Annotated in this window: 12 protein-coding genes; 3 read left to right on the top strand and 9 right to left on the bottom strand. The window is 58.4% G+C overall.

All coding sequences use genetic code 11. The annotated features are described in order from the left end of the window. Positions 1-69: 69 nt before the first annotated feature. The 5 genes from CVE23_RS09445 to CVE23_RS09425 all read right to left on the bottom strand — a co-directional run bounded on the left by CVE23_RS09445 (position 70) and on the right by CVE23_RS09425 (position 5,535). Positions 70-1,077 carry an ABC transporter ATP-binding protein gene (locus tag CVE23_RS09445; protein WP_100849403.1) on the bottom strand — a complete coding sequence of 336 codons (1,008 nt, stop codon included), beginning with the start codon at positions 1,075-1,077 and terminating at the stop codon, positions 70-72. Next, entirely contained in the window at positions 1,067-2,089 is a 1,023-nt protein-coding gene (locus tag CVE23_RS09440) for an ABC transporter ATP-binding protein (protein WP_225622663.1), read from the bottom strand. The genes CVE23_RS09445 and CVE23_RS09440 overlap by 11 nt, the downstream gene beginning before the upstream one ends. Positions 2,090-2,096: 7 nt before the next feature. After that, entirely contained in the window at positions 2,097-2,942 is an 846-nt protein-coding gene (locus CVE23_RS09435; protein ID WP_100849402.1) for an ABC transporter permease, read from the bottom strand. A 5-nt stretch (positions 2,943-2,947) separates the two neighbouring features. After that, a complete protein-coding gene (locus tag CVE23_RS09430) occupies positions 2,948-3,889 on the bottom strand; it encodes an ABC transporter permease (protein WP_229705543.1) in 942 nt (313 codons plus the stop codon). Between the two features lie 86 nt (positions 3,890-3,975). Then, entirely contained in the window at positions 3,976-5,535 is a 1,560-nt protein-coding gene (locus CVE23_RS09425; protein ID WP_100849401.1) for an ABC transporter substrate-binding protein, read from the bottom strand. 508 nt (positions 5,536-6,043) lie between these two features. Between CVE23_RS09425 and CVE23_RS09420 the strand changes: the two genes are divergently transcribed. Continuing rightward, a complete protein-coding gene (locus CVE23_RS09420) occupies positions 6,044-6,577 on the top strand; it encodes a hypothetical protein (RefSeq protein ID WP_100849400.1) in 534 nt (177 codons plus the stop codon). 110 nt (positions 6,578-6,687) lie between these two features. Here the strand turns inward: CVE23_RS09420 and CVE23_RS09415 are convergent, their stop codons facing one another. After that, complete coding sequence (locus tag CVE23_RS09415) at positions 6,688-7,029, bottom strand: GlpM family protein (protein WP_038659628.1); 342 nt, start codon at positions 7,027-7,029, stop codon at positions 6,688-6,690. Positions 7,030-7,314: 285 nt separating this feature from the next. Here CVE23_RS09415 and pemB point away from each other — a divergent pair, with 285 nt between their 5' ends. Then, the gene (gene pemB / locus CVE23_RS09410) at positions 7,315-8,616 is read left to right on the top strand and encodes a pectinesterase PemB (protein ID WP_100849399.1); all 1,302 of its coding nucleotides are present in this window, start codon (positions 7,315-7,317) and stop codon (positions 8,614-8,616) included. A 360-nt stretch (positions 8,617-8,976) separates the two neighbouring features. Next, positions 8,977-9,702 carry a hypothetical protein gene (locus CVE23_RS09405; RefSeq protein ID WP_100849398.1) on the top strand — a complete coding sequence of 242 codons (726 nt, stop codon included), beginning with the start codon at positions 8,977-8,979 and terminating at the stop codon, positions 9,700-9,702. Between the two features lie 71 nt (positions 9,703-9,773). Here the strand turns inward: CVE23_RS09405 and CVE23_RS09400 are convergent, their stop codons facing one another. From CVE23_RS09400 to CVE23_RS09390, 3 genes are read right to left on the bottom strand one after another with little or no spacing between them, the layout of a single operon-like run. Further along, on the bottom strand, positions 9,774-11,054 hold the full coding sequence (locus CVE23_RS09400) for an HlyD family secretion protein (protein WP_100849397.1): 1,281 nt from the start codon (positions 11,052-11,054) through the stop codon (positions 9,774-9,776). Beyond that, positions 11,044-12,489, bottom strand: coding sequence for a TolC family protein (locus CVE23_RS09395; protein WP_049854354.1), 1,446 nt, complete (start codon positions 12,487-12,489; stop codon positions 11,044-11,046). Before CVE23_RS09395 ends, CVE23_RS09400 begins: the two co-directional genes overlap by 11 nt. Further along, positions 12,479-13,666 (bottom strand): ABC transporter permease, encoded by a 1,188-nt coding sequence (locus CVE23_RS09390; protein WP_100849396.1) that lies wholly within the window; start codon positions 13,664-13,666, stop codon positions 12,479-12,481. Before CVE23_RS09390 ends, CVE23_RS09395 begins: the two co-directional genes overlap by 11 nt. Between the last annotated feature and the right edge of the window lie 6 nt (positions 13,667-13,672).

Raw genomic sequence — 13,672 nt, 5'->3', positions numbered from 1 at the left:
CTGCCGTGCCCGGCATACCGCAATCTCTTTGCCTGATGCCGCCGCGAGTTTATCACTACCTTTAACCGGTTATTTTAAGTCACCATTACCGATGGCTTGCCCCTCCGGTTCCGGCACGCCATGCCAGCATGCCACCCGGTGTCCAGCGGCAATGTCGCGTAACGGCGGCGCAGCGGCGCGGCACTGTTCGCTCGCCTGAAGGCAACGGGCATAAAACGGGCAACCGGCCGCCGCCGACCCGCCTGACTCGGCGACAATCGGCTCATCCGGCGTAACCGCGCGCGGATCCGGTATCGGGATTGATGCCAGCAGCATACGGGTGTAGGGATGTGTCGGATGCAGATACAACTGTTCTGCGGGCGCTTCCTCGACCAGCCGCCCTTGATACATCACCCCAATCCGGTCCGAAATATGGCGCACCATCGACAGGTCATGGGCAATAAACAGATACGTCAGCCCCCGCTCCTGCTGTAAGTCCTGCAACAGATTAACCACCTGCGCCTGCACCGACACATCCAGCGCCGACAGCGGTTCATCGCACACCACGAATTGCGGATTCACCGACAACGCCCGGGCAATACAAATACGTTGTCGCTGACCGCCGCTGAACTCGTGGGGAAAACGATGCAGGTGTTCCGCCTTCAACCCCACCCGATTCAGCAATTCCAGCGTGCGCACCTGTCGCTCACCCCGCGCATAGCCGTGAATTCGCATCGGTTCGGCGATCAGTTGCGCCACCGTCATCCCCGGATTGAGTGAGGAATACGGGTCCTGAAAAATGGCCTGCACGCGCCGGCGAAACGGCTTTAACGCCGATTCCGGCAACGCGCTGATAAGCTCGCCGTCAAAATGGATCTCCCCGGCGGTAATCTCGACCAGCCGCAGCAGGCTACGTCCGAGGGTCGATTTGCCGCAGCCCGACTCGCCCACCAGCCCGTAGGTTTCGCCCGGCCAAATGTCAAAACTGACGCCATCCAGCACCCGCACCGGTTGACCTTGTTTGCGCCGGCCCCGCCGCACGGCGTAGTGCTTTTTGAGTTCACGGATACGCAGCAGCGGTTGTCGGTTACTCTGCATGTCGCGCCTCCGTGGAATCCGCCAGCCAGCACTGCACCCAGTGATGATCGCCACACTGTCGCCGGTCCGGCTGCTGCTGGTCGCACACCGCCATACGCTGCGGACAACGCGCGGCAAACGGGCAACCGGTCGGCGGATGCAACAACCCCGGTGGAGCGCCCTCAATCGGCGACAGCCGCCGGCGCACGTCGTCATGCCGCGGCAACGACGCCAGCAATCCCCGGGTGTAAGGGTGTGCCGGTCGGTAGAAAATATCTTCCACGTCCCCCTCTTCCATCACCAGACCGCCATACATCACCACCACCCGAGAACAAAGCTGCGCGACCACGCCTAAATCGTGGGTAATCAGCATGATGGCGGCGCCGGTTTGCCGTTGCAGCTGTTTAAGCAAGCGAAGAATCTGCGCCTGAATAGTGACATCCAGCGCGGTGGTGGGTTCATCGGCAATCAGCAGCGCCGGGTGGCAGGACAGCGCGATGGCGATCATCACCCGCTGGCGCATACCGCCGCTGAATTCGTGCGGATACTGATCGTAGCGCTGCTCGGCATCAGCAATGCCCACCTGTTGCAGCATGGCGATCGCCCGCAGCCTGGCGGTTTTCTTATCGAGCCGCTGATTGCGCATCAGGATGTCGCGCATCTGCCGTCCAACCGTCAGCACCGGGTTAAGCGCCGTCATGGAATCCTGAAAAATCATGGCGATATCGTTGCCCCGCAGTCGCCGTAGCGCCCCGGGGCTATAACCGGCCAGGTCGTCGCCGCGAAAGCGGATCTGCCCGCCGACGATACGGCCGTTGCCGCCCAGCAGTTGAATCACCGATTTGCAGGTGACGCTTTTTCCGCAGCCGGATTCGCCGACGATACCGACGATTTCACCCGCTTTGACGCTGAAACTGACGCCGCGCACCGCCTGCACTTCCCCATCGCGGGTGAAAAAGGAGGTATGCAGATTGTCAATCGACAACAGATCTTCACTCGACGGCTCTTTATTCGACAAGAATGCGTTACCCATTAATGCCTCACTCATCGCGTTGCGCCCCCGGCTCAAAAGCAGTGCGGAACACATCGCCCAGCACGTTGAAACTGAGCACCGTCAGTAGGATCAGCATGCCGGGGAACAGCGCCAGCCAGGTGGCGTCGCCAATATAGGCCTGCGCATTGTTGAGCATGCTGCCCCAGGAGGCGTTGGGCTGTTGCACGCCCAGCCCGAGAAAGCTGAGCGTGGATTCCATCAGGATCGCCGAGGCGATATTCAGCGTCGCCGCCACCATAATGGTCGGCAGAATATTGGGGATAATATGACGCAGGATGATACGCCACGCCCGTTCGCCGGATGCGCGCGCGTACAGCACATATTCCCGCTCTTTCAGCGACAGGGTTTCCGCCCGCACCAGCCGCGACAGGTTCATCCAGGTCAGCGCGCTGATGATCAAAATGATGTTGGCGACCCCCGGCTTAAGATAGGCATTCAGCACCAGCAGCAAAAAGAAGGCAGGGATCGACATCAGCATATCCACCGCCCGCATCAGCAACGTATCCAGACGACCGCCGACGTAGCCGCTGACGGTCCCCACCAGCGTGCCGATCAGGGTGGAGAACGTCATCGCCAGCACGCCGACCATCAGTGAAATCTGCCCGCCATAGAGCGCACGGGTAAAATAATCCCGACCGTATTCGTCGGTGCCGAACCAGTGCGCGCTATCCGGCGGCAGCATCCGCGCCTGAATCGCCATGGCGTTCGGGTCCCACGGGCTGAGCCACGCCAGCGCCGACGTGACGCCAAACACCGCCAGAATCGCCAGCGCCAGCTGTGCCGGTCGGTTGCGGCGCAACTGTTGTTTTGCCTGTTGCCATCGTCTTCCCATCGGCCCTACCTCATCGCCTTGATGCGCGGATCGGCCACGCGGTACAGCACGTCCGCCAGCAGATTGCCGATCACCAGCATCAATGCCGACAGCATCACTATCGCCATGATTAACGGGTAATCCAATGACGTGATGGACTGAATACCCAGCAATCCCATACCCGGCCAGGAAAACACGCTCTCCGTCACGTAGGCGCCCACCACCAGCTCGGAAAACGACAGGCCGAACAGGGTGATAACCGGCAACATCACGTTTTTCAGCACGTGCCGAAACAGGATGTGAGCACGCGTCGCGCCGTACGCCAGCTGCGTTTGCACGTAGTCGGCGGAGAGCTGGGTGATGGTGTGAGAGCGGATGTAACGCACATAGTGCGACAGGTTGTAAAAGGTCAACGCGATGCACGGCAGCACGCCGTGTCGCGCCACATCGAGCCAGGAATCCGCCGCTCCGATGGTGCGCATTCCCATGCTCGGCAGCCAGTTAAGCTGGACCGAAAAAATGATGATCAACAGGATGCCGAACCAGAAAATCGGCACCGAAATACCGATATAGGCAAACAGATTGAGCAGATGATCCAGCCAGCGGTGGCGAAACGCGCCCGCCAGCAGCCCCAGCGGTATGGCGATCGCCACCGCCAACAGCAGCGACGCGCCCATCAGGCCCAGCGTCGCCGGCAGCCGCTCGACGATCAGGGTCAGCACCGGGCGGTGGGAAATCAGCGAATAGCCCAGATCGCCCTGCACCACGTTTTTCAGCCACAGCAGGTACTGTATCGCCAGCGGCCGGTCTAATCCGAGACTATGACGCACCCGCTCGATATCGTCCTGGCTCATACGCGGCGTGATATACGCCTGCACCGGGTCGCCCGGCGCCAGCTTCACCAGCAGAAACGACACCAGTGAAATAAAAAATAGCATCGGCAGCAGTTGCACAAGCCGACGCGCCACTATGTTATCCATGAACTGTGTTATCCATGAGCCTTCCGCACGGGTTGCCGACGGCCGCCCGCCACGCTGCGAGCGGCCGGGGGAGATTATTGCTGATAGATTTTCGACAAATCCTGGAACAGGTAGACCGGTTTCGGTTCCGCCTCCTGCGTGCCGCCAAAGCGTTTGTCTACCGCCACCACCGCGTTGGTGTAGGCGATGGGGTACCAGACCATCTCGCTCGCCACCGTCTGCTGGATATTCTGGTAGATTGCCGCACGCCGCGCCGTATCGGTTTCAATCGCGCCTTTGTCCCACAGCGCGTCAAACGCCGGGTTCTTGTAGTGAGCGTAGTTGTAATCCTCGTTGCTCATAAACAGCGACTTGTAGCCGTCCGGCTCGGCGCCCATGATGTAACCGCCCAGACTCAGCTCATAAGCGGTGTTGTTCTTGTCGCGCCCTTTTTGCGACATGGCGTTGGCGTCCAGCGGCAGCAACTCCACAACAATGCCGATATCTTTGAGTTTCTGCTGGATATACAGCCCCATGCTCTCCTGAGTCTTATTGGCGTTGATATACGCCAGACGCAGCTTCAACCCTTGTGGCTGACCTGACTCGCTGAACAAGGCTTTGGCCTTATCGAGGTTGTAGGGATATGCTTCGACATCCCCGGTCTGATAGAGCGTATCCGGCGTCAGGATCGAATTGGCGGGTTTGGCGTAATCCAGCGAGGTAAAGGCGGTCTGCACCAGTTCATCCTTGTTGATGGCATAGGCGATCGCCTGACGCAGCGCCTTGTTCTTCATACTGTCGACGTTCTGATTGAACACCATGTAAGCCAGACGGCCTTCCGGATAAATAATGAAGTCAAAGCGACCGGTGGCCTTGAGCTGCCTGACATCCTGCGGGTCGATCAGCTTAAGATTGATTTCGCCGTTCTGCATCGCCAGCCTGGCGGCGTTGGCATCTCTGGCGAAGCGATACGTCACCGCCTCCAGCTTCGGCTTGCCGTTCCAGTAATCATCAAAGCGGCTCAGCGCATAGTACTGACCGGAGCGGTATTCACCGAATTTGAACGGGCCGGAACCGACCGGCGCATCGTTTTTGGCGCTCTTCGACAAATCCGCTTCTGTGGCAAAAATATGCTGAGGGATGGGGTAAATCTGCACCAGCGAACCGACAAAAGCGGCGCTGACCTGCGGCAACGTGAATTTCACCGTCAGATCGTCCACCTTGCTGACCGCCACCGGCTGATTGTTATACACAAACATACTGCGGAAAAAGCTATGTTGCTGCTCATCCAGCAGCTTATTGAAAGTGAACACCACATCATCGGCCGTGATCGGCTGCCCATCCTGCCACTTAAGGCCGGGTTTTAGTTTTAGCGTATAGGACAGGTTGTCGGCTGATGGCGTCAGGCTTTGCGCCAACCCCCACTCCACCTTGCCGTCGTTATAACTGTACAGCGGCGAATACAGCGCCTGCATAATAGTCAGTGTGGTTCGGTCGCTGGCATACAGCGGATTCATCACCAGCGGGTCGCCGCTGGTGATGCCGATGATCAGATTGCCGCCCGCGCTGGCTGTCGTCTCCGCCGCGGCCTGGCCGCCGACGCCCAGCGACAGCATGATAGCCGCCGCCCATGCTGAAAATGCCGATTTACGCATTGTGTTTTACTTCCCCTGGAATGATAAAAATCCGAATATTGCACCGGGGGCAGGCTTACCAAAGCGCGTAAATCGCATAAGGTTAGCGAAAAAAAAGCTAATCAAACCTCGTCATCGCCATCCGATTTACGCCGAATCCGCTAATGCGCGGTTCAGGGGTTATCACCGCCATTGCGCTGGCGGTCGTATCCGCCGGGAAAACCCGCTAGAGTAAGTGGATAAACCGGATATAACGCGGGAAAAAGAATGCGGTTCGATGACTGGTTATGGCGTAAAAAGCTGATTGTCCTACTGATTATAGTGATTGTGATTGAACTGGTACTGCTGCTGGTTCCCTGGGATCGTTTCTAAGCTTCCGAGCGGCATTTAGCCATAGCAAATAAATCGTTCTGAGAATCCGACAGTCGACGTAAGATAGACAAATTATTACCGCCAAGCCCATACGGTTCCTGTCCCCCGTCAGGCGCAAGGCCCACTCCCATAGCAACATACAATCACGAGGGATCTCATGAACAGGCCACATACCCCCTTGCTGGCGCTTGCCCTGTCGCTGCTGTCGCTGACGGTATCCGCCGCCGATGGCTACAAAAACCTGAAATTCGGCGCCTCCGCCGCCGCCATTCGGCAGCAGGCCAACTGTTCACTGCGCGGCCCGGAAATGATTATGGGGCAGACGGTGTATATCTGCCCGGACTTTAGCTTCGCCGACAAAAAAACGCAGGCGATCTTCAGTTTCAACAATGACAAGTTCAACCGTCTGGCTATTTCGATAACGCTGGCCGACGTGCCCAGCGTAGTGGAAGGGCTGAAGAGCAAATACGGCATGACGGTGCCGTTATCCGCCAGCGACGTCAATACCTTCATGAACACGCCTAACTCGCGGGTAACCGCCAGATTCGACAAAAACAACATCACGCTGGTGTTCGACAACGGTATCGACAGCCAGAAGAACATCTACCTGGTATACAACGCCGAAAACAGCGTCAGCGCCGGCCCGACCGCCGCACCGGCTACCAAGGGCATCACCAAGGACGACTTGTAACATCGCACGCCCGGCGCTCGCTGCGCCGGGCGTTTTTCCCGCCAGCGACGCGCCGTTAACGCCTATCCGATGCTATCCGGCTTAGTAACGCCGATCCTGCGTAGTAAGACCTATCCGGCGTAATAACTGCTCCAGACTTTCACCAGTACCGCCGCCGACAGGCTCCAGCACGCTACCGCCAACGCCAGCGCCGGCGGCAGACGCATCACGCCGGTAAAGTAATAGAGCGAAATCAGGTACACCAGATAAGGGATCACCGCCCAGATGCCAAACAGAATAGTGGCGCGCAGCGCTTCCATGCCGCGCTCCGCCCCCACGATGTAATGCGCTATCAGCGCAAACGTTGGGAACAGCGGCACCAGCCCGGCAATATAATAATTACGGGTTTTGGCCAGCAGGCCGATCAGTACGACTACGATAGCGCCCAGCGCCGCTTTTATCAGTAATGCCATGTTTTATGATGTTCAGTTATCGGTTTGCCATCCGGCGCGTCTGTCACGTCCGCCCTTTCCGTCGTCAATCTCCGACGGAACGCTCCTATATCTAACAGAAACGCCGCTAAAAATCAGAATTGCGCCCTATTTCGTCGCGGCTGTCCGCAGACAAAAATGAAACGCAGGTTTATTTTTCAGAAATTATGATCCCGCTTCGCGTTTTTTCGTACCGGGTTGAGTAGGCTGCCACAGCCTAACGTTCATGAATACAACAACATGACCTCAACCTGAAAGGAGTATGCTGTGAGTCTGACACACTATTCCGGGCTGGCTGCCGCGGTGTCCATGTCACTGATCCTGGCCGCCTGCGCCAGCCAGACGCCGAATCCGGCGCGTTTCCAGCCGGTGTTTCCCGGTACCGCCAGCCGTCCGGTGCTGTCGGCGCAGGAAGCCGGGCGTTTTACCCCGCAACACTATTTCGCCCACGGCGGCGAATACGCCAGACCGGTGGCGGATGGCTGGACGCCAACGCCGATTGACACCTCTCGCATCACTGCCGCCTATGTGGTCGGCCCCCGCGCCGGCGTGGCGGGCGCCACCCATACCAGCATCCAGCAAGCGGTGAACGCGGCGCTACGCCAGCATCCGGGTAAAGAACGTGTGTACATCAAACTGCTGCCGGGCACCTACACCGGCACGGTATACATCCCGGAAGGCGCGCCGCCGTTAACGCTGTTCGGCGCCGGCAATCAACCGGATCAGGTCGTGGTTTCGCTGGCGCTGGATTCAATGATGTCGCCGGCCGATTATCGCGCCCGCGTCAATCCGCACAACCAGTATCAGCCGACGGACCCGGCCTGGTATATGTACGACGCCTGCGCCTCGAAGGCGGGCGCGACCATCAACACCACCTGCTCGGCGGTAATGTGGTCGCAGAGCGACGGTTTTCAGTTGAAAAACCTGACGGTGGTCAACGCGCTGCTGGACACGGTTGACAACGGCACCCATCAGGCCGTCGCGCTGCGTACCGACGGCGATCGGGTGCAGTTGGAAAATGTCCGCCTGCTCAGCCGTCAGGACACCTTTTTCGTCAATACCAGCGACCGCAAAAACAGCTACGTCACCGACCATTACAGCCGCGCCTACATCAAGGACAGCTACATCGAAGGGGATGTCGATTACGTGTTCGGCCGCGCCACCGCCGTGTTTGACGGAGTGCGTTTCCATACCGTGTCCAGCCGCGGTTCGAAAGAAGCCTATGTGTTCGCGCCGGACAGTATCCCGTCGGTGAAATACGGCTTTTTAGTGATCAACAGCCAGTTGACCGGGGATAGCGGCTATCGCGGCGCGTTGAAAGCCAAACTGGGCCGCGCCTGGGATCAGGGGGCGAAACAAACCGGTTACCTGCCGGGCAAAACCGCCAACGGCCAGTTGGTGATCCGCGACAGCACCATTGATAGCAGCTACGACCTCGCCAACCCGTGGGGCGCAGCGGCCACCACCGACCGGCCGTTCAAGGGCAATATCAGCCCGCAGCGGGATCTGGACGACATCCATTTCAACCGGCTGTGGGAATACAACACCCAGGTGCTGCTGCACGAGTAATGCCGGTATACCGTCTTGTGACGCTGTTGGCAAACAACCATGTTTTCCTGAGTGCACCCCATTAGTTGGATAATCGTCCAACAACGAGGTGCACTTATATTTATTGGCAAAAATCACACCAGAAATCAGGCTGGCAGCGTACCGGAATATCTTCGCGCTTTCGCCAGTAAAAAGGATCTTGGTAAAGTCTATGGCGTTGGGGAAACGGCTATTGCACGATGACTCAGATTCTGGCGTCATCTGGCCTATTTTCTCAGAGCAGAAAAAGTATCGGCATCATTATCAACGCGCGGGCTGAACGGCTCCACGCCATCAGGGGGTAAGAATGATGACTATCGCCACCCTGTTGGGAGAAACAGCATGTTAATCAACCAGGAATTTTTCGAAATACAGCTGCATTTCGCAGCTTACGTGGCATCAGCGAAAGGTATACCACTCAGTAACGCCATCATGGATTACACAAATATTTATATCCGGCTGGGATTGGGGCGGGATTTTGATACGGATAATCCGGACTGGATGAAATATGTCAGCGGCTTGCAAACCGATACGATCAGGAATGCAGAGCATACCCTAACAGTCTGGCAGTCAAGGCCTGAAATGTTGCCCCCGGATATAGCCGCGAATTCAGGTTGTTTCTCATACGCATATGAGCCTGGAAATACGGTCAGAATTCACTTTGAAAATCGTCAGAACGAAAGTGAATCACCGCTGGACGATAGCCAGTACCAAATAAGACACGAAGAGTTGCGTAAACTTTTCCGTCTGGTACGTGATACTCACCCTGAAGCTGAAAATGTCTGTGGGCTGTCATGGTTATACAATATCAATGCTTACAGGCGGTTATTCCCTCCGCAATATATCTCATCATCCAAACCCGTTACTGACCGCTACCGGAATATGCCGCTTTGGGGACAGTTTCTGAATCGCCACGGAAAACTCAGAACTGAACAGGTGGCGTTATTTTATGAAAAACTCAACCACCGCCCCCCAGTGAGTGAGCTTTCATCATGTTTTCCCCTGCTGCCTCTTGCCGTTAAATTCCATATTTCAGCGTTTTACAGGTTCTACGGTATACCGTGTTAAATCCTCATGGTGACTACGCTTTCCTGCCGTTTAGTCAGCCTCGGCCCATTAATATGGTCGGGCCGATACACTCAGTTCGCGGCGGGGTGGCAACAGTCCCACTTTCTGACCTCGCCGGGCTCCAGCCCTGTTACCAGAATGCCTTGCGGCAACGGCCCGACGACGTCAATTTGCCGTACTTCTTCGGGCGTCTGGGGCGTGCGGCGATAATAGACCGCGGTCTTCCCCTGTTCATTCTGGCCGACCTCATCCGGCAACAGAACCATGCCATTAGGGTCGGAAAAGGTGGTGATTTTCAGCAGCGCGGACATGCCGAACCGCGGCACAGCCTGCCCGGCGCGGCAGCAGTCGAGATCGAAGACAACATCATAGGTGGCGCCCGGCTGCCCTTCGATATAGTTGGCCTGTGGGCTGACCGCCCGTAACCTGCCGGCCAGCAACTGGCCCGACAGCGCTTCGCTGGTGAGGACCGCCGGCATGCCCGGCCGCAGGTGTTCGATGTCGGCTTCGTCCGCTTTGGTCCGTGCTTCAAAGCGCGTTACGCCCGCCAGAATGAATAGCGCTTCCCCCGCGCTGACCCGCTGCCCTAAGCGGGGAAAAGCAACCTTCTCCTTGTCGCCGTTTTGTATGCGCACCGCATAGCCGTCGCTGGGGGCATACACCTCGCTGCGGGCCTGCTGATCGCGGATTTGCTGTAATTTCTGTTCGGCGTTATTCAGTTCCAGTTCGGCCATCGCCTGATTCTCCTCGTTTCCCGGCACCTGAGCGGCCGTCAGCGCCTGACGCGCCGCCTGCAACTCCAGCCGCCGGCTGGCCACCTGCTGAAGCAGGCTGTCGCGCTCCGAACGTGCGATGATCCCCTGCTGATACAGCGGCTCCGCCGCACTCAACTGGCTGGACGCGTCTCGTTCGCTCATTTCCGCCATGAGTAATGCCCGCCGGGCCGACATGACTTCACTGCTGTTTTCCCAATAGCGTAGATTCCGCAGCGACTGGCGTGCCTTGAGAAACTGCGCCTGCGCATCGCGATACGCGAGTTGCAACGGCGTGGTATCCAGCGTCAGCAAGGCATCGCCTTTATGCACCTGCTGCCCTTCCTGAACGTTCAACTGGCTGATGTCACTCTCAAAAGGGGCGTTTATCAGATACTGCTGCGCCGCCTGCACGTGCGCCAGCAGCGTAATGTGGTTCTCCACCGGCGACGGCACGACGGCGCGCCAGTTGGTTTCGGCCGCCGCCTCCTTTGCAGGCGGCCGGAATAAAAGCACCGTCGCCGCCAGCGTTACCGTCACCCCGCCGAACAACACCAGCCGCCGCCAGCGAACACCACCGTTCAGAACATTACCGATCATGCTGTTGTATTCCCCAGTGATCAAGGGTGGCGCCCAGCACGCGATCCAGCTCAGCACGTGTGTTGAGATAGGCGATCTGCGCGGACACGCGCGCGTTTTGCGCCGCACGCAGACTGCCCTGATAACTCAGCACCTGAAAGTTTGATGAACGTCCTGCCAGCAGTTTGGCCTGCTCTGCCTGCAGCGTTTTTTCCGACAGCCGCGTCAGGCGGTCGGCAATCAGAAACTGCTGCCAGTTGCTGTTAAGCGCGTTGACCTGCTGCGTGACCGTTTCCTCCAGTTGCTGACGCACGTCCGCCATCTGTAATAGCTGAATTTTCCCCGCCACCCAGGCGCGCTGTTCTTCCTGACGGGCTTGCAGGTCGTTCAACGGGATAGAGACGTTCAGGCCGACATAGCGCTGCCAGCGGCTATCATTCTGAATATCCGCCGCCCGGGTGTTGACCCGCCCGGCCCCGGCGACCAGATCCACCCCCCACAGGCGCTGGTTTTTCGCCTGCATCAGGTAGATTTGCTGTTTATCCGCCGTGAGCTGCTGAATCAGATAGTCAGGTTGATTTTTCATCGCCATCGCTATCGCCTGCGGCGTTTTCAGGGCGATCGGGCGTATTTCGATGCGATCGCTGGCGCTCAGTTGGGTGCGGGTATCGATGCCCAATAAGCCGCACAGCGCCAGACGGCGCTCGGTCAGGGCATTTTCTTGCTGTTCCAGACTTAACTGCTGCGAGGAGATATCGGTATCGCTCTGCAGTCTGTCGAGCGCGGCCTGTCTGCCGCTGGCGATCAACGCCAGCATCACGTCGCGCTGCGCGCCGGCACGTTGCAGAGATTCCTGCGCCAGCCTCACCCCTTGCTGCGCTTCCAGCAATCCGTAGTAAGCCTGGATAATCCGGGTAATGGTATCGGCGATCTGCTTTTGCTGATTCAGGTGACCAATGCGCTCATCAAGCCGGGCCAGACGCACCGGCGCGGTATTAAATTCGACGCCGGCGCCTTTTAGCAACGGCTGCACGACAGTGATCGTGTTGCCCCGGCTTCGGGTGCTTCCGGACGAGGTCAAGCCGGAATAGTCCTCGTTCCAGTCCGCCTCAAGCTGCGTCCCCAATGGCGTCAGCAGGCTGGTGGACAGGCCGGAATGGCTTTCCTGTCCGGGCAATTGCTCGCCCATATTGCGGCGATATTCACTGTTCAACACCAGATGCGGCCGGAAACCGTCTTCGGCAACCACCAGATCAAACTTATCCATCAGCCGGGTTAGCGCGACGCTTTTTAGCGTGTTGCTGTTGCGTACGCCCAGCGCGACCGCATCGGCCAGCGTGAGCGGCACCGTTTCGCGCGCTAACGGCGATTCGGCCATCGGGACATTCGCCGCCGACAGCCAGGGCGACATCAGTAACGATAAAAAAGCGACGGCATGTGACGATTTAATGTTCACGCAACGCCTCCGCAGGGGATAAACGGGCAGCCGTGAGAGAAGGCTTCAGACCAAAAAATACCGCCAGCATCAACGCACTGCCGATAGCCAGCGGAAACACCCACGGGTCGGCCATCAGCGGCCAGTCGACGTAACGGGTATAACCCCAGGCAAGCAGCGCACCCGCCACGCTGCCCAGCACTGCGCCGGGCAGCGAAAGCAGCGCCGCTTCCAGCAAAAACAAGACGCCGATATCCAGCGAACGAGCGCCGATGGCCTGGCGCAGGCCGATTTCATGCCGCCGCGTCGACACGCTCATCACCATGACATTCATTACGCCAATGCCTCCCATCAGCAGCGCGACGGCGGCCAGCGCAGCCAGCAGGTAGCGGAAGGTCGCATTCTGCTTCGCCATGCTGTCGATAAGCTGCTGTTGAATCTGAATCTGGATCGTCCGCGTCGGCAGCATCTGCTCAAGCCAGGGGCGGATCGCATTGACAACCGGCGTCAGGAGCGCGGTCGACGTTACCTGGATGTACAGCAGGTCCGTACTCGCAAAAGGAGAAATCCGCGTGATCGTCTCTATCGGCACCAGCGCCACATGGTCGATAGTCTGACCGCCAATCGACACCGTCGCCGGTTTCAGGATACCGATAACATCGAAGGCGTAACGGCCGAGCTGAAGCGCGCGTGTCGATGAAGCACCCGTCAGACGAGACGCCAGCTCCGCGCTGACAATGCTATAGGTGCTGCGGCCGTCGTAACGGGAAAACGCCCGCCCCCGCGTCAGCGTCAGCCCCAGCAACGGCATCAGATCAGGCGTAGAGCCGATCACCACCAACGGGATGCCGTCGTCGTCATCATTCTTTTGCGGCAGCCTGATATTCCAGCGAGCCAGCGGGACGACGCGCCGAATGCCGCGATGGACGCGGGCCAGCGCGGAAAAATCCAGATTAACCGGCAGCGGCACTGCCGACTGCGACGAGTTGTCCTCCTTTACGCCGATTTCAACCACGATGATATCGCCGCCCAGATTGTCAAACGCGCTCAACGCCATCTGCTGGGCGCTTTTGCCCAGCAGCAACAGCGCCACCACCAGCGCACTGCCAACGCCGATGCCCAGCATCGCCAGCGACGCGCGCTGATGGAACGCGATCAGATTGCGGCAGGCTTCAAGCCACTGTTGCATAACATTCATGGCGTG

This window comes from Dickeya fangzhongdai (genome assembly GCF_002812485.1).
Lineage (GTDB): Bacteria > Pseudomonadota > Gammaproteobacteria > Enterobacterales > Enterobacteriaceae > Dickeya > Dickeya fangzhongdai.
Note: the sequence above shows the minus strand (reverse complement) of the source record. Positions and strands in the feature narration are given on the sequence as shown.

Bases quoted from the DNA above. Each gene is read 5' to 3' on its own strand.
- CVE23_RS09445 (WP_100849403.1), bottom strand. From the start codon at position 1,077: ATGCAGAGTAACCGACAACCGCTGCTGCGTATCCGTGAACTCAAAAAG.
- CVE23_RS09440 (WP_225622663.1), bottom strand. From the start codon at position 2,089: ATGGGTAACGCATTCTTGTCGAATAAAGAGCCGTCGAGTGAAGATCTG.
- CVE23_RS09435 (WP_100849402.1), bottom strand. From the start codon at position 2,942: ATGGGAAGACGATGGCAACAGGCAAAACAACAGTTGCGCCGCAACCGA.
- CVE23_RS09425 (WP_100849401.1), bottom strand. From the start codon at position 5,535: ATGCGTAAATCGGCATTTTCAGCATGGGCGGCGGCTATCATGCTGTCG.
- CVE23_RS09420 (WP_100849400.1), top strand. From the start codon at position 6,044: ATGAACAGGCCACATACCCCCTTGCTGGCGCTTGCCCTGTCGCTGCTG.
- CVE23_RS09415 (WP_038659628.1), bottom strand. From the start codon at position 7,029: ATGGCATTACTGATAAAAGCGGCGCTGGGCGCTATCGTAGTCGTACTG.
- CVE23_RS09405 (WP_100849398.1), top strand. From the start codon at position 8,977: ATGTTAATCAACCAGGAATTTTTCGAAATACAGCTGCATTTCGCAGCT.
- CVE23_RS09400 (WP_100849397.1), bottom strand. From the start codon at position 11,054: ATGATCGGTAATGTTCTGAACGGTGGTGTTCGCTGGCGGCGGCTGGTG.
- CVE23_RS09390 (WP_100849396.1), bottom strand. From the start codon at position 13,666: ATGAATGTTATGCAACAGTGGCTTGAAGCCTGCCGCAATCTGATCGCG.